Source organism: Pseudomonas bubulae, assembly GCF_900618535.1.
Lineage (GTDB): Bacteria > Pseudomonadota > Gammaproteobacteria > Pseudomonadales > Pseudomonadaceae > Aquipseudomonas > Aquipseudomonas bubulae.
Map to the genome: position 1 here is coordinate 129950 of NZ_UYJA01000007.1, position 26440 is coordinate 156389.

The window sequence follows — 26440 nt, forward strand, 5'->3', positions numbered from 1 at the left end:
CAAGAGGGGTGTCAGATTAAGTCGAGACTTCTACAACTAAGTCCGAGTAAAAGCGTTTTCTGCGGCAGCTAGGCTCTTTACAGCTGCTGCGAATATTCCCCCGCATCCGTGACGTCCCCCATTGCAAGGAGATAGTCCTAGAGTGCATTCTCATTTCCAGCTAGTAACTGACTAAGATGCGGCGGTGATGAAGACCGCTATAGGCGCTGCAGGGAGGCGTTGTGACTATTTCCATCCGTGACGTGGAAGGCGTGCTCCTTGCTCGCTCACTCACGAATCCATCGCTTGATGCGCTGAACCCGAACGACCAGTCTTATCGGGCGCTCTTACTCCAGCCTGCCGGTCCAATATTGGCCGATGTCACCCGCATCGGGCCGCTCGACCTCGCGTTCGCCGATAATCAGGCGACGAAGTTCCTTGAGCTGGCCACAGAGAAGGGACACCATCTTGTTGTAACCCCGGAGTACTACCTCCCCATCGAGACTCTGCTGAAGTGTGTTCAGGGCACTACGTTCCCTGCCGTCGGAGCCCTCTGGGTTCTCGGCTGTGAAAGCATGACGCCAGCTCAGCTCGAGAAGTTCGAGACTGACTGCTTCGGGTACTGCGATGTTATCTTTGAGGAGGACACCGCGGCACCAATCCAGGGTGTCTATTACGATCCCGTCGCGTACTGCTTTGTCACGAAGGACGTTGCGGGGGAGTACCGGCGCGTGGTCCTCCTACAATTCAAAACGATTTCCTCGAGGGACCTGCACTTCTTCGAGAACAAGAACCTTCGCTGCGGAAGCGTTATCTATCAGTTCAAGGGCGCGGATGAAGAGCTCTCGCTCGCAACCATCATCTGCTCCGACGCCTTCAATGTCGCGCCCGACGAGAGTCTTCGCAAGCAACTCTCACGCTTCTCAACGCTGCTGCACATCCAATTGAATCCGAAGCCGAAACACACGGGCTACATTCGCTATCGCCTCGACACGTTCGTCAAGAACAAGGACCTAAACAACTGCGACATTGTCTGCCTGAACTGGGCGGAGAACATGGTCCAGTTTGATGAGCCCAACGGTAAGAGCGAGGCATGGAAGAACGAGAGCGGATCTGCCTGGTATATCTCGGACAATCGCTGTTCATCGAAAGACGCTGAGGTTGAGAATAACGAACAACGCGGTCTTTACTACTCGCGGCACGTGAATCACCGGCATGTGCTCCACTTCCACTTCAGCGCAGCTGCGTTTGAACTGACAGTCGCGAAGATCGTCCAGCTTGGGACGCACGTCCACGACAACCATCTCGGACCAAAGATGGATGCTAGGTACACCTGGAGTGAGGACCAGCAGAACTGGGTACCCAATGCTGAGAACCCCGATCCGGGTTTGTCAAAACTCTTCGCCCTTTCGCCTCATGTGGAATCGGCGTTCTCAAGCCTGAAGTCGGTGAACAGCCGACTACAGGTGGAACGTGCAATTGCGCTGTCATGCGGTCTTTCGAAGTGCAAGGAAACTTGGTACTACGCTGGCGAGCTCGAGGCCTGCAAGCTGGACGAAAGTGAAATCGTGCGGCGAGTCACGCTTGTATTGGATCGCGATGTCGCTGCAGGTCAAGCCCGTGAAAGCAGTATGAAGAAGGTCGCGTCACTCAACAACATATTGGCTACGAAGAAGCTACCGCGTCAAATTCACGACCTCGGTGGTGGTGACGCTCGCATCATGTGGCGGCCGGATGTGCCGCACGTGAACGTCTTTAAAGATGGAAAGCCTCCGGCCTTGGTCGCGTACCTTGGAATGGATCCGAGCCCAGAGACTATCCAGAACGTGAGCGACGCCGCGTATGAGTTGCTGCGCCGTGAGAACAATGACAATCACAAGCACCGTATCGCGGTCTGCTTCCACACAATAGATGGGCAAGCAGAGTTCGCTCGAATTGCCAAGCTCACTGATATTACCCATGGAGGCGGCAGCGCCACCTCCATTGCGGAGGCGGACTAAATGTTGGAGCTTCAGTCGGTTCGAGAGAAAGTCGTCGCATTGCTCGGTGACGTCCAGAGTATCGGTGACACGGTGGTCCGAGGCGAGCGCCGCCACGAAGGCAAGTGTTACGCCATCGCCTATGTGGACCTTGCTGATAACGTGGTCGGCCGCGCTGGCGAACTTTATGACTTTCAGGAGCGAATCCTGGGAGACGATTTTTTCGGCACGCCTGGCGACTTGCGATGGAACAAGTACCTTTTTATCGTTGCCGGCCCGAAATCTTTACGCCATGACGGCTTCGAAAAAGCGAAGGCGACGATTGAGTCAGACAAAGAGTATGCCCGCAAGCGTGTCGTCTCCGAGGAAGAGCTCGAAGCGTTGCTTGGTGCCGATCAATACTTCACACCCAACGACGCCGACAAGGACTTCAATGTCGTTGGCGAATGGGAGAAACGCCTCGCCGCAGCTGACTTGGATGAACTGCTCGATCGACCTACGCGAAAGGACGTCGTTGAGCGCATCGGCACTCGCTCAGCCAAGCGTGTACCCGTTGCCGACAAGACCCTGACGCTCAATCCATCCGACGCTCTGCTAGCTCAGAAGTGGCTTTCCTCTATTTCGATTGATCGTTTCCGTCCAGTCCACGATGGTAAGTCCTACACCTTTGGCCAGGTTACCCTCATCGTTGGAGCTAATGGCACTGGCAAGACCTCGCTGCTTGAAGCTGTAGAGTACTTCTACTGCGGGCACAACCGAAGGCCGGGGAATGCGGCCACTCCGAGAATCTCCGGCTCATTGGTCGGCAACATTGAGCCGCTGTTAGCCTCCGCAGAGGCTGGGCGAATCAGGGCACGCTGCTTCAGTTGGTATAACCGGGACGAGCGATTTGCGAAGTCGATTCTGAGTGCATTCACTCGATACAACTTTCTCGATACAGATGCGGCGTTCCGATTCGCGACGGAACTAGAACCGTCAGAGATACCAGGTGATTTAAGCCGCATGCTTGTCGGTGCGGATGCCTCGATGATCTGGGACTATCTCGGAAAGATTTCGCCTGAGGTCGAAACCGCCCACGAGCGCTCAATCATACGAGTCGCCGAGAGTCGGCAGAAGCTCGAAATTGCTCAAAAAGAGCTCGAGGGCGTCCAGAGTCGCCCCTCTAATGGCAGGGCTCTCACAGAGGCATTTCGCTTCTCCTTGGATGGGCTTCGGTGGAAAGCCCCCAGAGCTACAACGCCTCTAGCTACGGCGGAGGAAGCAAATGGCCTGTCGGAAGCGCTGGGCCATCTGCAGTCTGTACTAGGTGCAGATTCAGTCGCGATGTCTCTAGATGCAATTTCGGTGCGAGTCAGGGAGATTAACTTGGCGCTTGCCAAGGCGCGTCCGCTTTACGTTGAGCGAACAAGATGTAAACAAGAACTGAAACGGCTTGCGGAACAGGCAATTGACAGCGAACGTGCATCTCAAACCTTAGACCGCTGGCTAACGTACGTGAATAGTGGCTTCTCCGTCGTCTATGCTCGCGGTACGAAGGCTAAAACAGCGGCAGATGTCGCACTAGGCCGACTGGGCCTTTACGCGAATGTCGACATTCCCGAGGTGCCCGAAGAGTATGCCGCCATATCGCTGGAATCCGCCGTCCGTGGTGCAAAGTTGGATGTTGAGGACAGCACTACCCAAGTGACCAGTTTGGAGAGTCTGTCCGACAGTTTCGGAAAGGCAGCATCTGAAAGAGCGCAAGCAGCGCGCCAATTGCGAGCCGCCGCAACGGCATCGTTCGAGGCGGGCCATCCGAAAGATGATTGCCCCATCTGCCGGGCCAAATATTCGCCTCAGGAACTGGCCGCTCTTGTCGAACAAATCACCCACACACTAGAACAGACAAGCGAGCTCACAGTGGTTACTGCTCAACTTGCTGAGGCTAAGGAAAACCTTGAACATTTTCAAGGCAGAGTCCGTTTCTTCGAACTCTTGCAGCGGATGGCAAGTGCCTTTGACCTACCACCAGATGTGCTCTGCGCTGAGGTTCCCGCTCGACTTGTAGAACTGAAATCCGAGTTGGCGGATGCCGAGTCAGAACTTGCCGCCGCCAGGAGGGATTGGAAGCAACTCGACAATTCAGGTTTGACCACGAACGAGCATGACCTCCTTCAGAGCGCGATATCCGCGATTCTGCCCTCGCCAGAATCAGAGCTCGATACCGCAGCTATCAATGAAGCACGAATCACGTGTCTCGAAGGGGCTACTGCAGCTCGGAAACTTCAAGCTCAGAGTCTCGAGCTGTATAAACACCTTGAAAAACAACTTTCTGATCTAAGTGCTTCTGCCATCGCCGGAGGCTGGAAGACGCGAGCGCAAAACGACGCTGGCATGGAGTCTCTCGTCATCATGCAAGGTGAAATCGAATCGATTCAGAGTCGAATTAGTGCTTTGCAAGGACTTGTGGATATAGACGGAAGTACACTTCTTGCTGAATTAAGCGTGGGGATAATTGGCGCCACCCGCCTCCATTCGGAGGCGATGGAGGCCGTCAAAATTGAAAGTATGGTGTCGAGCAATATTTCCACACTTGTCGAGCAGGTTGAGCAACTTAAGCGGCAGCTGACAGGAGGTTTGGAGCAGGCGGAAAACTATCAGACCGCAAAACAAACCCTGGAACTGCTCCGCGAAGAGTGCTCCCTTGAACAAGCAACGCAAGAATCGTTGGGCACCATCAGCACGCAGATAAATGAAATTTTCAGTCGCATCCATGCTCCGAACGAATATGAATATGTTGGGCAGGGAGAGGTACTCCTTCAGACATCCGCCTCACACGAGAAACGTACGCTTGAGCAAATAAGCACCGGGCAGCGTGCAGCTTTTGCGCTGTCTATATTCTTGTCGATGAATCGCAACGCGACTAAGGCACCACCAGTCCTTCTGATTGACGACCCGATCGCGCATATCGATGATTTGAACGCTTTGTCCTTCCTCGACTACTTACGCGATTTGGCCGTGAACTCCAATCGACAGATTTTCTTTGCTACAGCGGATACTCGAATTGCTTCGCTCTTTGCCCGAAAGTTTGGCTTCTTAGGAGAATCGTTCCAGACCATTCAGCTGGCGCGCGGGTCGGCTGCAGGTCTGGTAGTCAATTAGTCGGCGCTGCCGCATTTGTTCGAAAGTTCTGTGGTGCATTTGGTCAAGTCGATTTCCACCACAGCGCTCCTTGAGCGCTCCATCAAGGTTTTCAGTGACGCACACCTTTTAGCAGTTCAGTTCAAAACGGAGTCGAGGCGCGGTAAGACTTCAGTTATAGCCTCATGGTTTAAATACTGATGGAGCTATAGCTCGTACGGAGGACTGTCGCTGTGGGCTGAGGTCTGTGCTTGGGTCAGCGTATCGAGACGACTTTTTTGTCCCGATTTTCAGTAATAGCTGACACAGAGAGGCTGCCGGTGGCGGCCTCTTGGATGTGCTCGCTCCACCAAGTCATCATCGGACGTCTTCTTTCGATGTATTCTGCACGGTTGTAAGCGCTTCGCACTTCATCCTTGTCAACGTGGGCAAGCGCTACCTCAATCAGCTCCGGATCCCAGCCGTGTTCGTTGAGGATGGTACTAGCCATTGAGCGCATGCCATGGCTTACCAAGCGCCCCTCAAATCCCATGCGTTTTAGTGCCATGTTGGCGGTCTGGCTGTTGCAATGGGTTAGAGGATCCCGGTCTGCGGGGAACACGTACTCCCGATGTCCGCTGTAGGGCTTTATTGCCTCCAAAAGAGCCAATGCTTGATTAGTAAGCGGCACGATATGTGTGCGCCGTTTCTTCATACGTTCAGCAGGGATCGTCCAGATGCGCTTTTCGAAGTCTATGTCGACCCAGCGAGTGGTGGCTGCTTCTGCTGGGCGAGTCATGGTGTTTAGCTGCCATTCGATAAGACAGCGCGTAGTTCTTTTTATGCTGGCATTGGCAATTGCCACCATGAGCTCATTCAGCTCGTCGGGAGGCAATGCCGCCATATTTTTCTTTTTTGGTTTCTTAAAGACCGAGCGAATCCCATTAAGGGGATTGGCATGGATGAGTCCGTAATTCACCCCGTAAGTCATGATCTCGTTGAGGCGCTGGGTCAGCCGTTTAACAGTCTCCAAACTCCCCTTGGTCTCAAGAGGTCTGAGCAGGTTGATGACCTTAGGGGCGCTGATTACGGAAATTGGGGTCGAGCCCAAGTCCGGGAAGATGTGTAGCGTGAGCGAGCGCCAAATATCTTCGGCGTAGGCAGCCGTCACCGAGTCTTTCTTTAGTTCAAACCATGTCGTCGCCACGTTTTGAAACGTGTGCTCTGTCGCAGCTTTTTTCACTTGGCGATCTGCGTCGCGCTGCTCTTTCGGGTCTAGTCCCTGAGCGACAAGTTCTCGGGCCTCAACAGTCCGTTTGCGTGCTTGCGCCAGGCTGACTTCGGGAAAGGTACCTAATCCCATGTTGATCCGTTTTTTGGTCACCGGATGGATATAGTTGAAATTCCATAGCCTGGAGCCATTGATTCTCACTCGCATTTGAAGGCCGTTGCCATCCGTGAGTGTGTAGTCCTTTTCCTTAGGCTTGGCGGCTTTGACTTTCATATCTGAAAGGCGAGTGGGTTGGGCGCACATGGTGTATTCCAATGCTGTTTGTGTATTCCAAAAATTACCAGTTGGGGGCTTGGAATACCACCTGGAATACACGGTTGCATGGATGTCTATGGACGCTAATGGATCCTGCTGGCGCTTAAGGCCCCGTGTTTTCTGGGTTTCAGGCACAAAAAAAGACGTCCGTGGACGTCTTTAGATGTTGAAGTGGTGGAGCCGGGGGGATTTGAACCCCCGTCCGCCAGTACTCCGCTGTCGGTACTACATGCTTAGCCGTTTCTATTAAGTTAACCCTCAGCGACCCGAAGGGCAGGGTGCTTTGGGCGAGTTGTGTAAGTTTTAGCCGATTCGTCCACAACGTACTGCACGGCGATCCTGTTCTATATGACAATCACTTCAGGTTTACAGGCATCCCCTAGTGATTGCTGGACCCGAAGGTACCAGGAGGATGGCTAAGGCAGCTTACGCTGCGAGAGCTTGACCCTCGTAGGTTTCGTCATTGGCAACTATAAGTAGTTGCAACAGTGGATTTACGAGTTCTGTTACCAACTCGGCATGCACCTAGAGTTTCGCAACCGGCGTCGAATCCTAAACGGCCCCGATGCCTGCTGTGTATAACCAGCAAGCTAGCGGAGTCTACGCCTTTCTGACGCAGAAGGCCAACCCAAAGGGGTTACTCACCACCTTTGTTGTTGTTGGCAATGTCCTGGAGCACCTGGGTGGTCAGTGAAACGCAGGCCTGAGTGCCTTCTTTGGTGCCTTTGGATTGTTCTTCCTTGGCCTGGGCGACGGTGCTGTCGATGTTGTCTTGTAAGTCGGAGCTGATTTCGCCAGAGCTGGCTACGGCGTCGTTGATCTTTTGCAGGTTGATCTGGCAAAGGTCGTCTGCCGCAAACACCGGGGAGGCCAACATCACTGCGGATATAAACAGACCAGCAAGAGCGGTACGCTTCATGGGGAAAACTCCTTGTGCACAGGGTAGGCCCGGTGTTTCCAGGCTCGGTTTTATGCCCCAAACATTGGGGCCTTAAGCCAATTGACTATAGCCACGCTCGGGAGTTCTGCCTGGGTCAGGCCATTAATTTCTGGTTTTTTTTGTGCCCGAAAGTAGAGCGAATATTTGATTTGGTGGGAGCGGGCTTGCTCGCGATGGCATCGACGCGGTGTATGGGTCACACCGCAGCGATCCTGTCGCGAGCAAGCCCGCTCCCACATTTTCAGGCCTGGGCGCTGGTGACGCGGTCTACCAGATACACCAGGCCGTGATAATCAATCCCGCCATGCTGGCTCAAGCCAATCTCACAGGTTCGGCTGGTGGAGATCCCTTCGCTGCAATATTGCACCGCGTCTTTCAAAGTGCGCAGTGAGTGGGCGTTCAGCTCCGGGGTGGTAAAGCCTTTGTCACCGGCAAAGCCGCAGCAATGGATACCCTCGGGGATCACCACGTCGGTGCTGCACAGCCGCGCAATATCGATCAGGGCCTGGCTTTCGCCCAGGTGCTGGGTGCTGCAGGTGACATGCACGGCAATCGGTGCGGTTTGCGGGGTAAAGGTCAACTTGTCCACAAGGTGGGTGCGGATAAAGCGTACCGGGTCGTACAGGTCGAGGCGATTTTCCCCCAGGTCCTGCACCAGACGCAGGGTGCAGGGGCTGGTGTCGCAGTAGATCGGGTCAAGCCCGCCACGGCTGGCATGCAGCAGTGCGCCGATCAGTTCCTGGCGTTTGTGTTCGGCCTGTTCGTTGTAACCTTTCGACGCAAACGGCTGGCCGCAGCACAGGCTGTCCATATTGTCGGGGAACACCACCTGGTAACCGGCTTTTTCCAGCAGGCCGCGGGTTTTGTCCAGCAACGACATTTGTTCTTTGTCTCCTGCCGCCGGGCCCATGACCCGCGACACGCAAGCCGCCAGGTACACCACCCGCGGGCGGGCATCCTTGACCGGCGGGGTAAAACGAATCGCCCGTTCCGGCTGGGGCATGGCGTTGGTCCACAAGGGCACGCGGCCTTTACTCGCCTTGCTCAGGGCCGATGAGAGTTTTGCCAGTCGCGGCGCCCCCAGCAGCATGCGCGCACCATTGGCCACGTGCAGGGTAAAACGTGCCCCCTGCAGTGCTGTGGTGAAGTGACTGGCCAGCCAGTCAGCCGTTTTCACACTGTCAGCGCTGCGTGCCCGGAGTTTTTTCACCAGTTCGCCGGTATTGATGCCCACCGGGCAGCGTTGCGCGCATAAACCGGTGGCTGCGCAGGTATCAATGCCTTGATAGGCGTAGGCTTTTTCCAGCTCTGTGGTGTCGATGCCGGCGCGTTTCCTGGCCTGGATATCGCGCCAGATCACAATCCGCTGGCGTGGACTCAGGGTCAGCCCCTTGGACGGGCACACCGGTTCGCAAAAACCGCACTCGATGCACTTATCCACAATCTCGTCCGCCGCCGGCATCGGTTTGAGGTGCTTGAGGTGGATATGCGGGTCTTCGCTGAGCACCACGTCGGGGTTGAGAATGCCTTGCGGGTCGAGCAAACGCTTGAGCGTCCACATCAACTGGTAGGCGTCGCTGCCCCATTCCAGCTCGACAAAGGGCGCCATATTGCGCCCGGTGCCGTGTTCGGCCTTGAGCGAACCGCCAAACTCCACGGCCACCAGTTGCGCCACGTCATCCATAAAGGCCTGGTAGCGCGCCACTTCCTCGGGGTTGTTGAAACCCTGGGTAAAGACGAAGTGCAGGTTGCCCTCCAGCGCATGGCCAAACAGGATCGCTTCGTCGTAGTGGTGCTTGTCGAACAGCTCGATCAGGCGGTTGACGCCGATGGCCAGTTGTTCAACGGGGAAGGTCACGTCTTCGATGATCACCGTGGTGCCGGTTTTGCGCACCGCCCCGACGGCCGGGAAGGTGTCTTTGCGGATCGCCCACAGCTTGGCGTTTTCTTTAGGGTCTTCGGTGAAGTCGACCTGTTTTTCAACCGGGAAATCGACCAGCGAGGCCATGATTTGCGCCAGTTGTTCGTGCAGCAAGGTCTGGGATGCTGCGCGGGACTCGATCAATAGCGCGCAGGCATTGGCCGACAATTGTTGTACGAAAGCCGGCATGCCGGGTTTGTCCTGCACCGAACGCAGGCTGCGACGGTCGAGCAGTTCCACGGCAGACACGGGCTGGCTTTTAAGCACGGTGACGGCGTTGCAGCAGGTCTCGACATCCGGGAACACGATCAGCGCCGAAGCCTTGTTCGGGTGGTCGATCACGGTGTCGTAGGTCACCGCGCTGATAAAGCCCAGGGTACCTTCGCTGCCCACCAGCAGGTGGCTGAGGATATCCAGCGGGTCGTCGAAATCCACCAGGGCATTAAGGGACAGGCCTGTGGTGTTTTTCAGACGGTATTTGTGGCGGATTTTTGCAGCCAGTTCAGCGTTGGCGCGGGTTTCGCGAGCCAACGTCCCCAACTGCTCGAGCAATGGCCCGTGGCTTTGGCGAAAGGCGGCGATGTTGGCGGCATCTTCGGTGTCGACCCGGGTACCGTCGGCCAGCACTACGCGCAGGCCCGCCAGGGTGTGGTAGGTGTTTTGTGCGGTGCCGCAACACATGCCGCTGGCATTATTGGCGACGATGCCGCCAATTTTGCAGGCGTTGATCGATGCCGGGTCTGGGCCAATCTTGCGTCCGAACGGGGCCAGCCAGGCGTTGGCCTGGGCGCCGATCACTCCCGGTTGCAGGCGGATTTGCCTGCCCTGGCCGCGGATTTCCTTGCCGTTCCAGTTGTCGCCGAGCACGATCAGCACCGAGTCGCTGATGGCCTGGCCAGAGAGGCTGGTGCCCGCTGCGCGAAAGGTCACCGATACCTGATCGCGACGGGCCAGGCGCAGCAGCTCCACCACTTCATCTTCGGACTCGACGCGAATCACCAGCTTGGGGATCAGTCGGTAAAAGCTCGCATCGGTGCCGAACGCCAGGGTCGACAGCGCATCGGTAAAACGGCGGTCCTGGGGGATCAGTCGCTCGGCATCACGCATAAACGCGGCGGGCAGGCTCATGCATCCTCCAGAATCAGCACGATCAGGTCTTTGGGACCGTGGGCGCCGTAGGCCAGCACTTGCTCGATATCGGCGGTTTTCGACGGGCCGGACACCAGTAACGCATTGGTCGGCATGCCGGCGGTCCAGTTCATTTCACGCTGCACCTGATAAAAGTTGTCGCGGATTTCGCTGGCCTTAAGCAGGGCAAAATGCACCGGCGGCACCAGGCTCATCAGCCGTGGTTCTTCCGGGGTTGGCCACATGATCAGGCTGCCGGTGGCAGCAATTGCCCCCAGGGTGGTGGTGAGGCTGGCCGGTGTATCGTTGAACAGTTCGGCTTTCCACGCTTCTACCGGCCGGTCGTAGGCTTTAAGTGCTGGCAACCCGGGGTTTTGTGCCCAGTGTTCGCTGACCTTTTGCCCGTGCGCTGTAGTCGGTGCGATCAGCAGGCTTGGCAACTGACGGTCGGTGACCAATTGCGCGAGCAATGCAGGCCAGCCTTGCTCGGTACTGAGGTGGATTTCAGTGTGGACCGCTTCCATCAGCTTGCGCAGTTGCGGGATACGTTGCTCCGGGGTGTAGGTCCAGGGCTCTGTGACTAGCACTTCGTCAAAATTGTCAGGCACCGGTGTGGTGCCCGTCAGGCTTTTACGCAGTTTATTGAGGATGTTTTGCTTGGCGCTCATCGTGTTTCTCCCGACTTTTTCGCCAGATGCTCGCGGGCCATATCGTGCAGCGAACGGGCGGCGGGTTTGGGCGCGCTGTGGTTTTGCGTCCACGGGCCTACCTTGCTCGGCGTCAGGGCGCGCAGACGGGTAGCGGCTTTCAGGAAGGTGCGGTAAAGCGCGGGTGAGCTGTTGAGCTTGGCCCACATATTCCAGATCAGGCGCTCTTTACGCGAATACTTGCTGCCCTGACCACGCATGATGCGCGGTACGGTATCGGGGGCTTTGACGTTTTCTTCACGCAGGCGCCGCAGCAGGGCCGGGATCGGGATTTTTACCGGGCACACTTCGCCACAGGCACCGCACAGCGACGAGGCGCTCGGGTGATCCGGGACTTTGTTCAAGCCCACCATATGTGGCGTGATGATTGCGCCAATCGGGCCGGGATACACCTCACCGTAGGCATGACCGCCAATGCGGGTGTAAACCGGGCAGTGGTTCATGCAGGCACCGCAGCGAATGCAGTTGAGTGTCTGGCGCAATTCGCTGTCGGCAAACGCCTGGCTGCGACCGTTATCGAGCAGCACCAGGTGCACTTCTTCAGGGCCGTCCAGCTCGCCGGGTTTGCGTGGGCCGGAAATCATATTGACGTAGGTGGTGATGGGCTGGCCAAGGGCCGAGCGGGTCAGCAGGGACACCAGCGGTACAACGTCGCGCAGGTTCTCGACCACTTTCTCGATGCCGGTAACGGCAATATGCACCGGCGGCACCGTGGTGGACATGCGGCCGTTGCCTTCGTTTTCCACCAGCAGCAGGGTGCCGGTTTCAGCAACGGCAAAGTTGACGCCAGACACGCCGATGTCCGCTTCAAAGAATTTCTGGCGCAGTACGCGGCGGCCGATCTGGATCAGTTGATCCACGTCCTTGGTGTATTCCACGCCGAGTTTTTCGTGAAACAGGTCGGCCACTTGCCCGGCGTTCTTATGGATCGCGGGCATGATGATGTGGGAGGGTTTTTCGTTGTCGAGTTGAACAATATATTCGCCCATGTCGGACTCAAGGCATTCAATGCCCTGGGCGCCGAGTACATGGTTCATCTCCATCTCTTCGCTGACCATCGACTTGCCTTTGATCACCTGTTTGGCGGCGCGCCGGCGGGCGATGGACATGACGATTTGATTGGCTTCGTCGACGGTTTCAGCCCAATGAACCTGCACGCCATTACGGGTCAGGTTGGCTTCCAGTCGTTCCAGCAGGTCAGGCAACTTGGACAGGGCGCGGGCGCGGATGGCGTTGCCCAGAGCGCGCAAGTGCTCGCGCTCATGGGCGTCGCTGAAGGCAACAGCGCGCTTGGTCATCAGAGAATCCATCGCACTGCGGAAGTTGTTCCGCAGTTGCTTGTCGCCCAGGGCTTCGTGGGCGCGCTCGCGGAAGTCTTCTTCGACCGCGACGGTGGGGATCAGGGTGCTGGCGCTCATTGGCCACCTCCGGTGCGCTGCCACAGGAAACTGGCCAGATGCTGGCCGCGCAGTGATTCCTTCTGTTTTTCCAGGGAGCCGTTGATGTTCATCAGGCAGCCGCAATCGGCGGTGAGCACTTGATGGGCGCCGGTATCAATCAGGGAGCGGGTTTTGTCAGCGACCATGGCGCCGGAAATATCCGGCATGCGTACGCTGAAGGTCCCGCCAAAACCGCAGCATTCACTTTCGTGGCTGTGGTCGATGCGCTCCACATTGCCCAGTTGCGCGAGCATTTCGCGGCCGTGCAGGTGGGTGTTCATTTCGCGGCGGGCCGAGCAGGAGGTGTGCAGTGCGACCTTGACCGGGGCGCCGTGGTCCTTGAAGCGGACCTTGCACACAAATAGCAAAAATTCGGTGAGTTCAAAGGTGCGTTCAGCCAGGGCGTGAACCTTTTTCAGGGTGTCGGGCTCATCCTTGAACAGGTCTTCATAGTGTTCGCGCAGCATGCCGGCGCAGGAGCCGGAAGGCACGACGACCGGGTAGTCTTCGGCGAACAGGGCCAGTTGCGCACGGGCCACTTCCCGGGCCTGCTCGGTGTAACCCGAGGTGTAGGCCGGTTGACCACAGCAGCTCTGGCCTTGGGGATAATCGACGTCGATACCTTCGCGCTCGATCAGGTGGATGGCGTCCATCCCGGCTTCGGGGAAGAACAGATCGACCACGCAGGTGCCGAACAGGTAGACCTTGCGCGGTTTTTGCGCGGGGTATTGGCGGGGTACAGGCAAGGGCGGGGCGACACGGGTCGCATTCGGCACGGCGTTGTAAAAAAGCTCGCTCATCAGGCGTCTCCGGGTGGTCCCGGTTATGTGTCCACCGAGGTGGACCGGGTCGTGAATTACTGACGCCGGGGCTGTGCCCCGGCGACATTAACGTGCAGTAACCATAGCGCTTATCAGTGAACCAGCATGCCGGTGAACCAGTAGGCCTGGGCCAGGGTGATCAGGCCGACGATGGTGGCGAAAAACAGACTGTGCTTGAGGGTGAAGCGGAACAGGTCCGATTCTTTGCCCACCAGGCCGGTCGCCGCACAGGCGACAGCGATCGATTGCGGGGAAATCATCTTGCCGGTCACGCCGCCACTGGTATTGGCAGCCACCATCAGGGTGTCGCTCACGCCGATCTGGTGCGCGGTGGTGGCCTGCAACGAGCTGAACAGGGCGTTGGACGAGGTGTCGGAACCGGTCAGGAACACGCCCAGCCAACCGAGGAACGGCGAGAAGAACGGGAACGCGGCGCCAGTACCTGCCAGTACCAGGGCCATGGTCGAGGACATGCCCGAGTAGTTGGTGACGAAGGCGAAGGCCAGCACCATACCGATGGAAAGAATCGGCCAGCGCAGTTCGTAGAAGGTTTCTTTTAAAGTGGTCAGACCAGTCTTGATGTCGATCTTCAGGATCAGCATCGAGATCAGTGCCGAGAAGAAAATCGCCGTGCCGGTGGCCGAAATCGGATCAAGTTTGAACACGGCGGCAATCGCGGTCGGCGCGTTGACGATAGGGGCGGTCTTGATCACCAGTTGGTCAAGGTGCGGGATCGCGAAGTTGAACACCCAGCCGTACATCGAGCCACCGGCAGAGAACATCGCCTTGAACGGTTTGAGGGTCCAGATGGTGACCAGCACGGTAAGGATCAGGAACGGTGACCAGGCTTTCAGAATCTGCATCAGGCTGTAAGGCGAAGCCATCAGATTGGTCGGTTTACCGAAACCACCTGCGCTCGCGGTAACAATTACGTCAGAGCTAACGCCAGCAATTCGTGCACCTGCGGTACGTTTTGGCTGCCAGACTTTCAGAAACAGGGTCAGGCTGACCAGGCTGGCCAAGGCCGAGGTGATGTCCGGCAGTTCCGGGCCAATGTAGTTGGAGGTGTAGTACTGGGTGATGGCGAAGCTCAAACCGGCCACCAGGGCTGCGGGCCAGGTTTCACGCACGCCGCGCAGGCCGTCCATCATGAATACCAGCCAGAACGGCACGAACAGCGACAGCAGTGGCAACTGGCGACCGGCCATGGCGCCGATCTTGAACGCGTCGATACCGGTGACCTGGCCCGCCACGATGATCGGGATACCCAGGGCGCCAAAGGCGACCGGGGCCGTGTTGGCGATCAGGCACAGGCCAGCGGCGTACAGCGGGTTAAAACCCAGGCCTACAAGCAGTGCTGCTGTAATCGCTACCGGCGCACCGAAACCGGCTGCACCCTCAAGGAAAGCACCGAAGCAGAAGCCGATCAGCAGTACTTGCAGGCGCTGGTCGTCGGTGATCGACAGCACGGAGCTGCGGATGATTTCGAACTGGCCGCTTTTGACGGTCAGTTTGTAGAGGAACACCGCGGCAACGATGATCCAGGCAATTGGCCACAGGCCATAGGCAAATCCGTAGCCCGCTGCTGCGAAGGCCATATCGACAGGCATCTGGAAGGCAAAGATGGCCACCAGAATCGACAGGGCAAGGGTGATGCTGCCGGCGACGTGACCTTTGAGACGGAACACGGCCAAGGCGAGGAAGAAGAATACGATCGGGACGACGGCCGCGAGAGCGGACAGGCCGAGGCTGCCGAGCGGGCTGTAGAGCTGTTGCCAGGTTTGCATATGGGGTGGCCCCTAATTGTTATTGGTCGATGCTACAGACTGTGTTTGGTATATTGGTATTACCAATTTACAATCACTGTTGGCTAGGTTAAAAGCCTTATGAGGCATGTGTCAATTTGCCGCCTCACAAACTTTCGTCGGGGTGTTCGTTGTCCGGGCATCTGATGGGGTTTTTAGCGGTGTTTCTGATGGGTGTATGCGTGGCGCCAATCGGCGAGAATAGCGGCCCCCGGCGCGTGGTCGGGAGGGTGGAGAGCAGTTATGGGGTTTGATCAGATCCGGCAGCGCCGTTTGTCGGACGATATTGTCGAGCAGCTCGAGGGCATGATCCTCGAGGGCACGTTGAAGTCAGGTGAGCGCTTGCCTGCCGAACGTGCGCTGGCGGAGCAGTTTGGGGTGTCGCGCCCTTCGTTGCGGGAGGCGATCCAGAAATTGTCGGCCAAGGGGCTGCTGGTCAGTCGCCAGGGTGGCGGCAATTATGTGGCGACATCCCTGGGCTCGACCTTTAGTGATCCTTTGTTGCAACTGTTGGAAAGCAACCCTGAAGCGCAGCGCGATCTGCTTGAGTTCCGTCACACGCTTGAGGCTTCGTGCGCTTTTTACGCGGCATCGCGTGCCACCGAGATGGACCGTGAGCGGCTGCGGCTGGCTTTTGAACGGTTGCAGGACTGTTATGCACGGGTGGATGAAGTCAGTCGCGCAGAAGAGGGGGAGGCCGATGCCAACTTCCACCTGGCCATTGCCGAAGCGAGCCATAACGCGGTGTTGCTGCATACGATTCGCGGGTTATTCGACCTGCTCAAGCGCAACGTGGTGACCAATATTGGTGGCATGTACAAGCAGCGCAGTGAAACGCGCGACATGCTGATCAGTCAGCATCGCGAGTTGTATCTGGCGATTATCGAGGGCAGGGCGGAAGACGCCCGGGAAGTGGCGAGCCGACACCTGGTGTATGTGCAGGAAGTGCTGGAAGAAGTGCGTCAGGAAGTTCAGCGCATGGCGCGGGCCGAGCGGCGCAATGGCTTGTAATTGTTGATGCAAACCCTGTGGGAGCGGGCTTGCTCGCGATTCATGCAACTCGGTATTCAGGTATACCAAGTCGATTCCATCGCGAGCAAGCCCGCTCCCACAAGAGCTGAGGCAGCATCAAGGCAGTTGCTCCCACGAGTGCAAGGGCTGAAGAACTAGTCTTCCTTGCCCTTGTTGCGCACCGCACGTTGCAGCTCGCGATCGGAATCGCGCTCACGCTCGGTATGACGCTTGTCGTATTCCTTCTTGCCTTTACCCAGGGCAATTTCGCACTTGATCAAGTGCTTGCTCCAGTAAAGCGAGAGGCAGACGCAGGCGTAACCCTTCTGCTGCACCGAGGCAAACAGCTTTTCCAGCTCGCGCTGGTTAAGCAGCAGTTTGCGGCTGCGCGTTGGGTCGGCAATAACGTGCGTGCTGGCTGTCGTCAGAGGTGCGATATGGCTGCCGAGCAACCATGCTTCACCATCCTTGAGTAGCACGTAGCTGTCGACCAGCTGTGCCTTGCCTGCACGCAGACTTTTTACTTCCCAGCCGGCCAGGACCAGACCAGCCTCGAACCGATGTTCGATGAAGTAATCGTGTCGCGCCTTTTTATTCTGCGCGATGGTCCCTGTTGGGTGTTTCTTCTGTTTAGCCATAGGGGCAGCATTATAGGCAGTTGCGAGCGTGTCGGCTACGGGCACCTGCGTGCTTGAGCACGTAGGGTGATTCCCGGACAATGCGCCCTCTTTTTTTAGTGGTTGGGCGTAGTAACGATGTCGACAGACAAGGTTTCTGTCCACGGCAGTTGGGCAAGCCGTTGGGTCTTTATTTTCGCTGCGACCGGTTCTGCCGTGGGTTTGGGCAGTATCTGGAAATTCCCTTACATGGTTGGCGTCTATGGCGGCGGCGCGTTTGTGTTGGTGTTTTTGGCCTGTATCGCGCTGATCGGTGTGCCGGTGATGCTGGCTGAAACCCTGATCGGGCGGCGTGCCCGGCTGAGTCCGGCGAATGCCTTGAAGGTTTTGGCGGTCGAGGCGGGGCACTCGGGGCGTTGGTCGTGGGGAGCTTTTGCCGGGATGATCACGGCGCTGCTGATTTTGTCTTTCTATAGCGTGGTGGGCGGCTGGTCGCTGGATTACATCATCAATATGGGCAAGGGCGATTTTCAGGGGGCGACGGCCGATCAGGTCGGCCAGTACTTTGGTGATGTGATTTCCAATCCCTGGCGCCTCACTTTTTGGCATACCGGGTTTATGTTGCTGTCTGCGTATGTGATCGCCAAGGGGGTGGTGGCGGGGCTTGAGCGCAGTTTGCGGATCATGATGCCGCTGCTGTTTGTGCTTCTGCTGGTACTGCTGGGTTACAGCATGACCACCGGGCACTTTATGCAGGGCGTACATTTCATGTTCGACTTCAACCCCGATCGCGTACTCGACGGGTTGCTGGCCGCGATGGGGCATGCGTTCTTTTCCCTGAGCGTGGGTGTGGGGTCGATCATGATTTATGGCGCATACATGCCCAAGAATGCATCGATCTCGGGCACCGTAGTCGGGGTGGCGCTGATCGACACTTTTGTCTCATTGCTCGCTGGGCTGGCATTGTTTCCAATTGTATTTGCGTCGGGGCTCAACCCTGGCGAAGGCCCGGGCCTGATGTTCGTCACCTTGCCGTTTGCCTTCGGTAACGTGGCCTTTGGTCAGTTGATGGGCGTGGTGTTTTTTGTGCTGGTGGCAGTCGCTGCCTGGAGTTCGGCCATTTCGTTGCTTGAGCCAATGGTGGCGTACCTGGTGGAGCGCACCAGGGTGCGGCGCTTGTGGGTCACTTTCTGGCTGGCTTTCAGTTGCTGGTTTGTTGGCCTGGGCACGGTGTTTTCGTTCAATATCTGGAAACAGGCGAAGTTTTTCGTGAACGAAGATTCCGGTTTTCATCTCTATCAATGGGGCGCGGCCAGCGGTCTGGACTTCTTTGGTGTCGTCGATTTCTTCACCTCGCGTATCATGTTGCCCTTGGGCGGCCTGTGTTTTGTGGTCTTTGCAGGCTGGATCATGGGGCGCGGCGCGGTTCGTGACGAATTGTCGATGCGCAGCCCGGTGATGTTCGCCCTGACTCTTTTTTTGATGCGCTATGTGGCGCCACTCGGCATTCTGATTGTGTTTGCCGCCCAGCTGTGGAAGTAACGCTGACATGACTACCCATATCCAACGCTCTGCCTTGTTGCCTTATCCAGCCCAGGCGCTGTATGACCTGGTGAATGATGTTGCGAGCTACCCGCAGTTTTTGCCGTGGTGCTCGTCTGCCGAAATCCTGGAAAGCACTGAAGTGCTGATGCGCGCCAGCCTGGGGGTGGCCAAGGGTGGCCTGAGCCAGCACTTTGTCACCCGCAATACCCTGGTGCCCGGGCAGTCCATCGAGATGAACCTGGAAGAAGGTCCTTTTACCAAGCTGCACGGCCTGTGGGTGTTCAAACCTTTGGGTGACAAAGCGTGCAAAATCAGCCTGGACATGACCTTTGATTACGCCGGGGCCATCGTCAAGGCCACTCTGGGGCCTTTGTTCAATCAGGCGGCCAATACGCTGGTGGATGCTTTTTGCCAGCGCGCCAAGCAGTTGTATGGCTGAGCCGGTGATTGAAGTTGAGGTGGTTTATGCCGCGGTCGATCGCCAGTGCCTGCTGACCGTGGTTGTGCCGCAAGGCACGACGCTGCGGGCAGCGGTATTGGTGTCGGGCATGGGGCGCGAATTTCCCGAGGTTGACCTGGCTAATTGCCCGGTGGGGATTTTCGGCAAGCAGGTGTCTGATCCTGATACCCGGGTGCTGCAGGCAGGGGATCGTATCGAGATGTATCGAGCGCTGCTGGCCGACCCCAAAGAGATTCGCCGTCAACGTGCGGCCAAGGCTGCCGAGGCCAAGCGCCTCAGTCAGCCCTGACAGCTTTCTTGCAGGCAACAAAAAGCCCGGCATGCCGGGCTTTTTTGTACCGGGCGCTTATTGCTCGGTGGTATCCAGAGGTTCTGGCGTAGGAACCGGTACGGTTTCAACACCGTCTACGTCCTTCTGGATTTGATCAAGCAATGAACCAGGCTTGGCTGGAACTTCGCTCTTCTCGGCTGGAGCTTGAGTCGCCGGTTCGGTCACGTCTGTGCCGCCGGTTTTGCCGAGAATGGCTTCGTCGCGGCTGACGCCAGGCTTGAAGTCACCTGACAGGCTCACGAGCTGGTCGTTCTGGTTGAAGAACACACTGATGCGTTCCTGTTGGCGTTCTCCGCCGCCGGGCTGCAGGCTATACAGATAATCCCAGCGATCAGGGTGGAATGTATCGGTCAGCAGGGCATTACCCATGATAAACCGCACTTGCCGGCGGGTCATTCCCGGGCGTAACTGGTTTATCATGTCCTGCGTGACGACATTGCCCTGTTGGATGTCGATTTTGTAAACCCCGGGGAATGAACAACCGGCGAGTGCGAGCAGTCCCACAAAGGTGAAACTGGTTAGCAAGAGCTTGGTGTTTTGCATCGGTGGGCGACTTCCACTATCTTGGCTGGGACAACGTAAACGCCGATCATACCCGTATTAAGAGAAGCTGCGAAGCGGCTTCCGCGAGAAAGCTAACCATGGTTGAAAATAGCGAACTACGTAAGGCCGGACTTAAGGTGACTCTGCCACGAGTCAAAATTCTACAGATGCTTGACTCTGCAGAGCAGCGTCACATGAGCGCCGAGGATGTTTACAAGGCACTTATGCAAGCAGGCGAGGACGTAGGTCTGGCCACGGTTTACCGTGTTCTGACCCAGTTTGAGTCAGCTGGGCTGGTGATTCGCCATAATTTTGATGGCGGTCATGCTGTCTTTGAATTGGCTGATGCTGACGGCGGCCACCACGACCATATGGTCAACGTGGACAGCGGTGAAGTGATCGAGTTTTTCGACGAAGACATCGAAAAACTGCAGCACGCCATTGCAGCCAAGCACGGTGTTGAGTTGGTGGATCACAACTTGGTGCTGTACGTGCGCAAGAAGGCCAAGTAAGAGCATGTCACGCGAATTACGGTTCGCGAAACGATCGAAGGCGGCCCAAGGGCCGCCTTCGTGCTTTCTGATATCGGTTATTTCATGACCGTTCGTCGTTAAGCTGCAAGATTTTTTGCAGTGATCACCATCTTTTTGGCGTGGGCCAGGGATTCCTTGGTCAGGTCGATACCGCCAAGCATGCGGGCGACTTCTTCTACGCGCTCTTTTTTGCTCAGTTTGGCCACGGCCGTGCGGGTGGTATCGCTCTCGCGAACCTTATGGACAAACAGATGTTGATGGCATTGCGCTGCCACTTGCGGCAAGTGAGTGACCGTCAGCACCTGGCCGCGTTCGCCCAGGCGGCGCAGCAGTTGCCCGACGATCTCTGCGGTCGGCCCGCCAATGCCCACGTCCACTTCGTCGAATACCAGGGTCGGTACGCGCGAGGTTTGTGCAGTAATGACCTGAATGGCCAGGCTGATACGCGACAGTTCGCCGCCCGAGGCCACTTTGGCCAGGGCTTTGAGCGGTTGGCCGGGGTTGGCGCTCACCAGCAGTTCAACGTGTTCGAGGCCGAAGGGCGCCGGGTCGCTGCTGGCTTGCGGGCGCAGTTCGATCACAAAGCGGCCGCCAGGCATGCCCAGGCGCTGGATCTCTTCTTCGACGGCACTGCTCAGGCGTGTCGCGGCCAGGTTGCGCAAATTGCTGAGTTCGCGGGCACACTCTTGATAGTGGCGGGTATAGGAGGTCAGCTCATTGGCCAGACGCTCGATATTTTCATCATTGGCGTTGAGTGTTTCGAGCTCATCCAGCAGTTTTTGCTGCAAGGCGGCCACTTCGGTGGGTTGAACCCGATGTTTGCGTGCCAGGGTATAAATGGTGTCGAGGCGCTCCTCGAGATACTGCAGGCGGCCCGGGTCGGCGTCGAAGTGGTCAATAAAGCGGTTGAGCTCGCCGACGGCCTCTTCGACCTGAATCTGTGCGCTGGCCAGCAGGTCGGTGGCTTCGCCCAGTGAGCCGGAGTTGCTGTTGATGCTCGAAAGCCGGTTGAGGCTGGCCGTCAATGCATTGAGCACGTTGCCGGAATCGCTTTCGCTGCATTGCTCGACTACCTGGCGGCAGATGGTCAGCAGGGTTTCGGCGTTGGTCAGGTTTTTATGTTCCTGCTCCAACTCTTCCAGTTCGTTTTCTCCCAGCGAGAGTGTCTCCAGCTCTTCAAGCTGATAGCTGAGCAACTGATGGCGCGCGCGCTGTTCGTCGCCGGAGTTGGACAGGTGCTCAAGCTCTTGTTTGGTCTGGCGCCAGCGTTGTGCAGCCAGTTGTACCTGGCGGGCCAGGTCGGTTGCACCGGCGAACTCGTCGAGCAGGCGACGATGGGTATCGGGCTTGAGCAGCGACTGGTGTTCGTGCTGGCTGTGGATATCGATCAGCAGCTCGCCCAGGACCTTGAGGTCGCCCTGGGGGCAGGGCGTGCCGTTGATATAGCTGCGCGAGCGGCCTTCGGCGGTGATGACCCGGCGCAGGATGCACGGGCCGTCGCCTTCAAGGTCGCGCTCGGCCAGCCAGGCACGGGCTTCGGGGATATCCTGCAGGTCGAACGTGGCCAGGATATCGGCCTTGTCGGCCCCGGGGCGCACGACGCCGCTGTCGGCGCGGTCGCCCAGGGTGAGGCCCAATGCATCGAGCATGATCGATTTGCCGGCACCGGTCTCGCCAGTGATTACACTCATCCCGCGATCCAGTTCCAGATCGAGATGTTCAACGATGGCGTAGTTGTGTACGGACAGGTGCACCAGCATGGGAGCTGCTCCAAAACGTAATTTCTGGTTATTTATACAGTGTTTTGTTTCGTGCTGACAATGGCTGTGTTTAGTTCGATTTGCTTGTTTTATTCGGGTTCTTAGCTCGTTTGGTTTTTTCGGCAGTGGGAGGGTGGTTCGCCAAACATGCCTTTTATGGGTTTTTGGCTCTTGAACCTGAGAATTGCGACCCCATATACCTTGGCACAAGCGCGAGTCGAGCTCGCGGACGAAGTTTGAAAGGAGAAATCTATGGCAGACGAACAGACTATGGATACGCAGAACCAGGAAGCCGAAGTAGCTGGCGAAGATCTGGCAACCCGCGTGCAGGTGCTTGAAGAGCAGCTGGCAGCCGCTAACGATCAGGCTCTGCGCGTAGCTGCCGATCTGCAGAACGTTCGCCGCCGCGCCGAGCAGGACGTTGAGAAGGCTCACAAGTTTGCACTGGAAAAATTCGCTGGCGACCTGTTGCCGGTGATCGACAGCCTGGAGCGCGGTCTTGAGCTGTCCAGCCCGGACGATGAAAACATCCGTCCGATGCGTGAAGGGATCGAGCTGACCCTGAAAATGTTCCAGGACACCCTGAAGCGCTATCAGCTGGAAGCCATCGACCCGCACGGCGAACCCTTCAATGCCGAGCATCACCAGGCGATGGCAATGCAGGAAAGCGCAGACCTGGAGCCAAACAGTGTGCTCAAGGTGTTTCAAAAAGGTTATCAGCTCAATGGTCGCTTGCTGCGCCCGGCTATGGTCGTAGTCAGCAAGGCGCCAGCGCCGGTTTCGCCATCGATTGACGAGCAGGCTTGAAATCGGCCACAAGGCCCCCATTTAGAAGTCAAGCGTTAAGCAGTGCCGCAGTTGGTCATTACTGCTGCGGCAACAAAATTCAAATTTAGGGAGAGTAAACATGGGCAGAATTATCGGTATTGACCTCGGGACCACCAACTCGTGTGTGTCGGTTCTGGAAAACGGTAAAGCAAAAGTTATCGAAAACGCAGAAGGCGCGCGTACTACGCCGTCGATCGTTGCGTACGCCAATGATGGCGAAATTCTGGTTGGCCAGTCGGCCAAGCGTCAGGCAGTGACCAATCCGCATAACACCCTGTACGCGGTGAAGCGTCTGATCGGTCGTCGTTTTGACGAAGAAGTTGTACAGAAAGACATTCAGATGGTTCCGTACAAGATCGCCAAGGCTGACAACGGCGACGCCTGGGTTGAAGTGAACGGCCAGAAAATGGCTCCGCCACAAATCTCGGCTGAAATTCTGAAGAAAATGAAGAAAACCGCCGAAGACTACCTCGGCGAGCCAGTGACTGAAGCGGTAATCACCGTTCCGGCCTACTTCAACGACAGCCAGCGTCAGGCGACCAAAGACGCCGGCCGTATCGCGGGTCTGGACGTAAAACGCATCATCAACGAACCAACCGCAGCTGCTCTGGCTTACGGTATGGATAAAGCGAAAGGCGACCACACTGTCATCGTTTATGACCTGGGTGGCGGTACTTTCGACGTGTCGGTCATTGAAATTGCCGAAGTGGATGGCGAGCACCAGTTTGAAGTGCTGGCAACCAACGGTGACACGTTCCTGGGTGGTGAAGACTTTGACATCCGTCTGATCGACTACCTGGTTGACGAGTTCAAGAAAGAAAGCGGCATGAACCTCAAAGGTGACCCGCTGGCGATGCAGCGTCTGAAAGAAGCTGCGGAAAAAGCCAAGATCGAACTGTCTTCGAGCCAGTCGACTGACGTGAATCTGCCTTACATCACTGCAGATGCCACCGGTCCTAAACACTTGAACGTGAAAATTTCGCGCGCCAAGCTGGAATCGCTGGTTGAAGACTTGGTTCAACGCACCATCGAGCCTTGCCGCATCGCGCTGAAAGACGCCGGTATCGACGTTGGCGCAATCAACGACGTGATCCTGGTCGGTGGCCAGACTCGTATGCCGCTGGTACAGAAGCTGGTAACCGAGTTCTTCGGCAAGGAAGCACGTAAAGACGTGAACCCGGACGAAGCTGTTGCAATGGGTGCTGCTATCCAGGGCGCGGTATTGGCCGGTGATGTTAAAGACGTTCTGTTGCTGGACGTGAGCCCGCTGACTCTGGGTATCGAAACCATGGGTGGCGTAATGACTGCCCTGATCGAGAAAAACACCACGATTCCTACCAAGAAATCGCAAGTGTTCTCGACTGCAGACGATAACCAGGGCGCTGTGACCATTCACGTGCTGCAAGGCGAGCGTAAGCAAGCTGCACAGAACAAGTCGTTGGGCAAGTTCGACCTGGCTGACATTCCACCTGCTCCACGTGGCGTGCCTCAGATCGAAGTGACCTTCGACATCGATGCCAACGGCATCCTGCACGTAAGTGCAAAAGACAAGGCGACTGGCAAGTCTCAGTCGATCGTGATCAAGGCTAACTCGGGTCTGTCCGAGGAAGAAATCGCTCAGATGGTTCGCGATGCCGAGATCAACGCTGAGGAAGACCGCAAGTTCGAAGAGCTGGCAGCTGCACGTAACCAGGGCGATGCACTGGTTCACTCGACTCGCAAAATGATCGTCGATGCTGGCGATAAAGTGACCGAGGAAGAGAAAGCTGCAATCGAAGCTGCTGTAGTTGCACTTGAAACCGCTGTTAAAGGCGACGACAAGGCGGCTATCGAAGCCAAGGTTGAAGAACTGTCCAAGGTATCGGCTCCGGTTGCACAGAAAATGTACGCCGAGCAGGCGAACCCGGCAGACGCAGCGGCCAAGCCAGCTGATTCGGCTGAAAAAGCGGACGACGTTGTCGACGCTGAGTTCGAAGAAGTAAAAGACAACAAGTAATCAGCTTGTTTGTCGCCCGGTTGACCGCGCTTGCGCGGTGACTGGTAGGATGTCGCCGCGCGGGAGCTTGCTCCCGCGTTGGCGTGTCTGGAGTACCGAAATTTTTACAGCATGCGACAAAGTCGAATGCTGGCGGTTTGGTCTGGATCTTTTCTGTTTTCCGGCCTGAAGTAACCGCTCCTGGCGGCCAATGCATTGGCTGTTAAACACAAACCTATATCGTTGAAAAGACGTGAGTCGGGTCTGATCCTTTTCGGGCTTGGCGGGTTTGGCGAGGCTCGGGAGGGTTTTGTCGAACGTCCTTGAGAGTGCAAAGAATTATGGCAAAGCGCGACTATTACGAAATTTTGGGTGTTGAACGCACCTCGACCGAGATAGAGCTGAAAAAGGCTTATCGTCGCCTGGCGATGAAGCATCACCCGGACCGTAATCCGGATGACAAGGCTTCGGAAGAATTGTTCAAAGAGGCCAACGAGGCTTACGAGGTTCTGTCGGACTCCAGCAAACGTGCTGCTTACGATCAATACGGTCATGCCGGTGTTGATCCACAAATGGGCGGCGGCGGTGCAGGTTTCGGCGGTCAGAACTTCTCCGATATTTTCGGTGATGTGTTCAGCGACTTCTTTGGCGGCGGTCGTGGCGGCTCCCGGGGTGGCGCTCAGCGCGGTAGCGATTTGCGCTACACGCTGGAGCTGGATCTGGAAGAAGCCGTACGCGGTACTACGGTCAATATCCGCGTTCCTACACTGGTCAATTGCAAACCATGTGACGGTTCGGGCGCCAAGAAAGGTTCTTCGCCTGTGACCTGTACCACCTGTGGCGGTATTGGTCAGGTGCGCATGCAGCAGGGTTTCTTCGCGGTTCAGCAGACTTGCCCGCGCTGCCACGGTCAAGGCAAGGTGATTTCTGATCCGTGCGAGAGCTGCCGTGGTGAAGGCCGCGTAGAAGAATACAAAACCCTTTCTGTGAAAGTGCCGGCTGGTGTTGATACCGGTGACCGCATTCGTCTGTCGGGCGAAGGCGAGGCGGGCGTGCAGGGTGGGCCTACGGGTGACCTGTATGTGGTGATCGATGTGCGCGAGCACGCGATTTTCCAGCGCGACGGCAAGCATCTGTTCTGTGAAGTACCAATCAACTTTGCCGACGCTGCGCTGGGTGCTGAAATTGAAGTGCCGACACTGGATGGTCGGGTCAAGCTGAAAATCCCGGAAGGCACACAAAGCGGCAAGCAGTTCCGTTTGCGTGGCAAGGGTGTGGCCCCTGTACGGGGTGGCGGTGCTGGCGACTTGATGTGCCGTGTGGTGATCGAAACCCCGGTCAAGCTGAGCCGCCGCCAGCGTGAGCTGATGGAAGAGTTCCGCACCACGCTGGAAGGTGACAGCAGTCACTCGCCGAACGCCACTGGCTGGTTCGAAGGCGTAAAGCGTTTTTTCGGCGACCTGTAAGGAGCGG

At 57.0% G+C, this 26440-nt stretch carries 20 protein-coding genes and 1 other RNA gene; 10 read left to right on the plus strand and 11 right to left on the minus strand.

What is annotated here, in order from left to right; genetic code table 11:
• The first annotated feature begins 221 nt into the window (after nt 1–221).
• Together PPTH39_RS22330 and PPTH39_RS22335 are read left to right on the plus strand one after the other, a co-directional pair.
• Nucleotides 222–1979 (plus strand): hypothetical protein, encoded by a 1758-nt coding sequence (locus PPTH39_RS22330; protein ID WP_095018760.1) that lies wholly within the window; start codon nt 222–224, stop codon nt 1977–1979.
• The gene (locus tag PPTH39_RS22335) at nt 1980–5099 is read left to right on the plus strand and encodes an AAA family ATPase (RefSeq protein ID WP_095018761.1); all 3120 of its coding nucleotides are present in this window, start codon (nt 1980–1982) and stop codon (nt 5097–5099) included.
• Nucleotides 5100–5334: 235 nt separating this feature from the next.
• Here PPTH39_RS22335 and PPTH39_RS22340 read toward each other — a convergent pair whose 3' ends face one another.
• The 8 genes from PPTH39_RS22340 to PPTH39_RS22375 form a co-directional block, all read right to left on the minus strand.
• On the minus strand, nt 5335–6591 hold the full coding sequence (locus PPTH39_RS22340) for an integrase domain-containing protein (protein WP_095018762.1): 1257 nt from the start codon (nt 6589–6591) through the stop codon (nt 5335–5337).
• Between the two features lie 184 nt (nt 6592–6775).
• Nucleotides 6776–7167, minus strand: a transfer-messenger RNA (tmRNA) gene (gene ssrA, locus PPTH39_RS22345).
• A 73-nt stretch (nt 7168–7240) separates the two neighbouring features.
• Entirely contained in the window at nt 7241–7522 is a 282-nt protein-coding gene (locus tag PPTH39_RS22350) for a hypothetical protein (protein ID WP_095002535.1), read from the minus strand.
• Between the two features lie 262 nt (nt 7523–7784).
• On the minus strand, nt 7785–10592 hold the full coding sequence (locus PPTH39_RS22355; RefSeq protein WP_130872497.1) for an FAD-binding and (Fe-S)-binding domain-containing protein: 2808 nt from the start codon (nt 10590–10592) through the stop codon (nt 7785–7787).
• Nucleotides 10589–11260 carry a LutC/YkgG family protein gene (locus PPTH39_RS22360; RefSeq protein WP_095002537.1) on the minus strand — a complete coding sequence of 224 codons (672 nt, stop codon included), beginning with the start codon at nt 11258–11260 and terminating at the stop codon, nt 10589–10591. Before PPTH39_RS22360 ends, PPTH39_RS22355 begins: the two co-directional genes overlap by 4 nt.
• Nucleotides 11257–12717 (minus strand): LutB/LldF family L-lactate oxidation iron-sulfur protein, encoded by a 1461-nt coding sequence (locus tag PPTH39_RS22365; RefSeq protein WP_095002538.1) that lies wholly within the window; start codon nt 12715–12717, stop codon nt 11257–11259. The genes PPTH39_RS22360 and PPTH39_RS22365 overlap by 4 nt, the downstream gene beginning before the upstream one ends.
• Nucleotides 12714–13538, minus strand: coding sequence for a (Fe-S)-binding protein (locus PPTH39_RS22370; RefSeq protein WP_095020678.1), 825 nt, complete (start codon nt 13536–13538; stop codon nt 12714–12716). Before PPTH39_RS22370 ends, PPTH39_RS22365 begins: the two co-directional genes overlap by 4 nt.
• 113 nt (nt 13539–13651) lie before the next feature.
• Nucleotides 13652–15346: a lactate permease LctP family transporter gene (locus PPTH39_RS22375; protein ID WP_095002540.1), complete on the minus strand. Its 1695-nt coding sequence runs from the start codon at nt 15344–15346 to the stop codon at nt 13652–13654.
• A gap of 261 nt (nt 15347–15607) precedes the next feature.
• Here PPTH39_RS22375 and PPTH39_RS22380 point away from each other — a divergent pair, with 261 nt between their 5' ends.
• The gene (locus PPTH39_RS22380; RefSeq protein ID WP_016783458.1) at nt 15608–16375 is read left to right on the plus strand and encodes a GntR family transcriptional regulator; all 768 of its coding nucleotides are present in this window, start codon (nt 15608–15610) and stop codon (nt 16373–16375) included.
• Nucleotides 16376–16530: 155 nt separating this feature from the next.
• On the opposite strand, the gene smpB is transcribed toward PPTH39_RS22380, so the two are convergent.
• Entirely contained in the window at nt 16531–17013 is a 483-nt protein-coding gene (smpB, locus tag PPTH39_RS22385) for an SsrA-binding protein SmpB (protein ID WP_048383611.1), read from the minus strand.
• Nucleotides 17014–17130: 117 nt separating this feature from the next.
• On the opposite strand from smpB, the gene PPTH39_RS22390 reads away from it, so the two are divergent.
• Genes PPTH39_RS22390 through PPTH39_RS22400 form a run of 3 tightly spaced genes read left to right on the plus strand, consistent with a single transcriptional unit; the run spans nt 17131 to nt 19286 of the window.
• Complete coding sequence (locus tag PPTH39_RS22390; RefSeq protein ID WP_095002541.1) at nt 17131–18534, plus strand: sodium-dependent transporter; 1404 nt, start codon at nt 17131–17133, stop codon at nt 18532–18534.
• A gap of 7 nt (nt 18535–18541) precedes the next feature.
• On the plus strand, nt 18542–18976 hold the full coding sequence (locus PPTH39_RS22395; RefSeq protein ID WP_095002542.1) for a type II toxin-antitoxin system RatA family toxin: 435 nt from the start codon (nt 18542–18544) through the stop codon (nt 18974–18976).
• Nucleotides 18969–19286, plus strand: coding sequence for an RnfH family protein (locus PPTH39_RS22400; RefSeq protein WP_130872498.1), 318 nt, complete (start codon nt 18969–18971; stop codon nt 19284–19286). Before PPTH39_RS22395 ends, PPTH39_RS22400 begins: the two co-directional genes overlap by 8 nt.
• A gap of 57 nt (nt 19287–19343) precedes the next feature.
• On the opposite strand, the gene PPTH39_RS22405 is transcribed toward PPTH39_RS22400, so the two are convergent.
• Nucleotides 19344–19871: an outer membrane protein assembly factor BamE gene (locus PPTH39_RS22405; protein ID WP_016783453.1), complete on the minus strand. Its 528-nt coding sequence runs from the start codon at nt 19869–19871 to the stop codon at nt 19344–19346.
• A gap of 98 nt (nt 19872–19969) precedes the next feature.
• On the opposite strand from PPTH39_RS22405, the gene fur reads away from it, so the two are divergent.
• The gene (fur, locus tag PPTH39_RS22410; RefSeq protein WP_029611724.1) at nt 19970–20383 is read left to right on the plus strand and encodes a ferric iron uptake transcriptional regulator; all 414 of its coding nucleotides are present in this window, start codon (nt 19970–19972) and stop codon (nt 20381–20383) included.
• Between the two features lie 98 nt (nt 20384–20481).
• Here fur and recN read toward each other — a convergent pair whose 3' ends face one another.
• Nucleotides 20482–22164, minus strand: coding sequence for a DNA repair protein RecN (gene recN, locus PPTH39_RS22415; protein ID WP_095020682.1), 1683 nt, complete (start codon nt 22162–22164; stop codon nt 20482–20484).
• Nucleotides 22165–22416: 252 nt separating this feature from the next.
• On the opposite strand from recN, the gene grpE reads away from it, so the two are divergent.
• The 3 genes from grpE (at nt 22417) to dnaJ (ending at nt 26433) form a co-directional block, all read left to right on the plus strand.
• Nucleotides 22417–22971, plus strand: a complete 555-nt coding sequence (gene grpE / locus PPTH39_RS22420) for a nucleotide exchange factor GrpE (RefSeq protein ID WP_095002545.1) — start codon at nt 22417–22419, stop codon at nt 22969–22971.
• A gap of 100 nt (nt 22972–23071) precedes the next feature.
• Complete coding sequence (dnaK, locus tag PPTH39_RS22425) at nt 23072–24988, plus strand: molecular chaperone DnaK (RefSeq protein WP_095002546.1); 1917 nt, start codon at nt 23072–23074, stop codon at nt 24986–24988.
• Between the two features lie 320 nt (nt 24989–25308).
• A complete protein-coding gene (dnaJ, locus tag PPTH39_RS22430; protein WP_095002547.1) occupies nt 25309–26433 on the plus strand; it encodes a molecular chaperone DnaJ in 1125 nt (374 codons plus the stop codon).
• Nucleotides 26434–26440: the final 7 nt, after the last annotated feature.

Coding starts and splice junctions, on each gene's coding strand:
- PPTH39_RS22335 (WP_095018761.1), top strand. CDS start 1,980: ATGTTGGAGCTTCAGTCGGTTCGAGAGAAAGTCGTCGCATTGCTCGGT.
- PPTH39_RS22340 (WP_095018762.1), bottom strand. CDS start 6,591: ATGTGCGCCCAACCCACTCGCCTTTCAGATATGAAAGTCAAAGCCGCC.
- PPTH39_RS22350 (WP_095002535.1), bottom strand. CDS start 7,522: ATGAAGCGTACCGCTCTTGCTGGTCTGTTTATATCCGCAGTGATGTTG.
- PPTH39_RS22355 (WP_130872497.1), bottom strand. CDS start 10,592: ATGAGCCTGCCCGCCGCGTTTATGCGTGATGCCGAGCGACTGATCCCC.
- PPTH39_RS22360 (WP_095002537.1), bottom strand. CDS start 11,260: ATGAGCGCCAAGCAAAACATCCTCAATAAACTGCGTAAAAGCCTGACG.
- PPTH39_RS22365 (WP_095002538.1), bottom strand. CDS start 12,717: ATGAGCGCCAGCACCCTGATCCCCACCGTCGCGGTCGAAGAAGACTTC.
- PPTH39_RS22370 (WP_095020678.1), bottom strand. CDS start 13,538: ATGAGCGAGCTTTTTTACAACGCCGTGCCGAATGCGACCCGTGTCGCC.
- PPTH39_RS22375 (WP_095002540.1), bottom strand. CDS start 15,346: ATGCAAACCTGGCAACAGCTCTACAGCCCGCTCGGCAGCCTCGGCCTG.
- PPTH39_RS22380 (WP_016783458.1), top strand. CDS start 15,608: ATGGGGTTTGATCAGATCCGGCAGCGCCGTTTGTCGGACGATATTGTC.
- smpB (WP_048383611.1), bottom strand. CDS start 17,013: ATGGCTAAACAGAAGAAACACCCAACAGGGACCATCGCGCAGAATAAA.
- PPTH39_RS22390 (WP_095002541.1), top strand. CDS start 17,131: ATGTCGACAGACAAGGTTTCTGTCCACGGCAGTTGGGCAAGCCGTTGG.
- PPTH39_RS22395 (WP_095002542.1), top strand. CDS start 18,542: ATGACTACCCATATCCAACGCTCTGCCTTGTTGCCTTATCCAGCCCAG.
- PPTH39_RS22400 (WP_130872498.1), top strand. CDS start 18,969: ATGGCTGAGCCGGTGATTGAAGTTGAGGTGGTTTATGCCGCGGTCGAT.
- PPTH39_RS22405 (WP_016783453.1), bottom strand. CDS start 19,871: ATGCAAAACACCAAGCTCTTGCTAACCAGTTTCACCTTTGTGGGACTG.
- fur (WP_029611724.1), top strand. CDS start 19,970: ATGGTTGAAAATAGCGAACTACGTAAGGCCGGACTTAAGGTGACTCTG.
- recN (WP_095020682.1), bottom strand. CDS start 22,164: ATGCTGGTGCACCTGTCCGTACACAACTACGCCATCGTTGAACATCTC.
- grpE (WP_095002545.1), top strand. CDS start 22,417: ATGGCAGACGAACAGACTATGGATACGCAGAACCAGGAAGCCGAAGTA.
- dnaK (WP_095002546.1), top strand. CDS start 23,072: ATGGGCAGAATTATCGGTATTGACCTCGGGACCACCAACTCGTGTGTG.
- dnaJ (WP_095002547.1), top strand. CDS start 25,309: ATGGCAAAGCGCGACTATTACGAAATTTTGGGTGTTGAACGCACCTCG.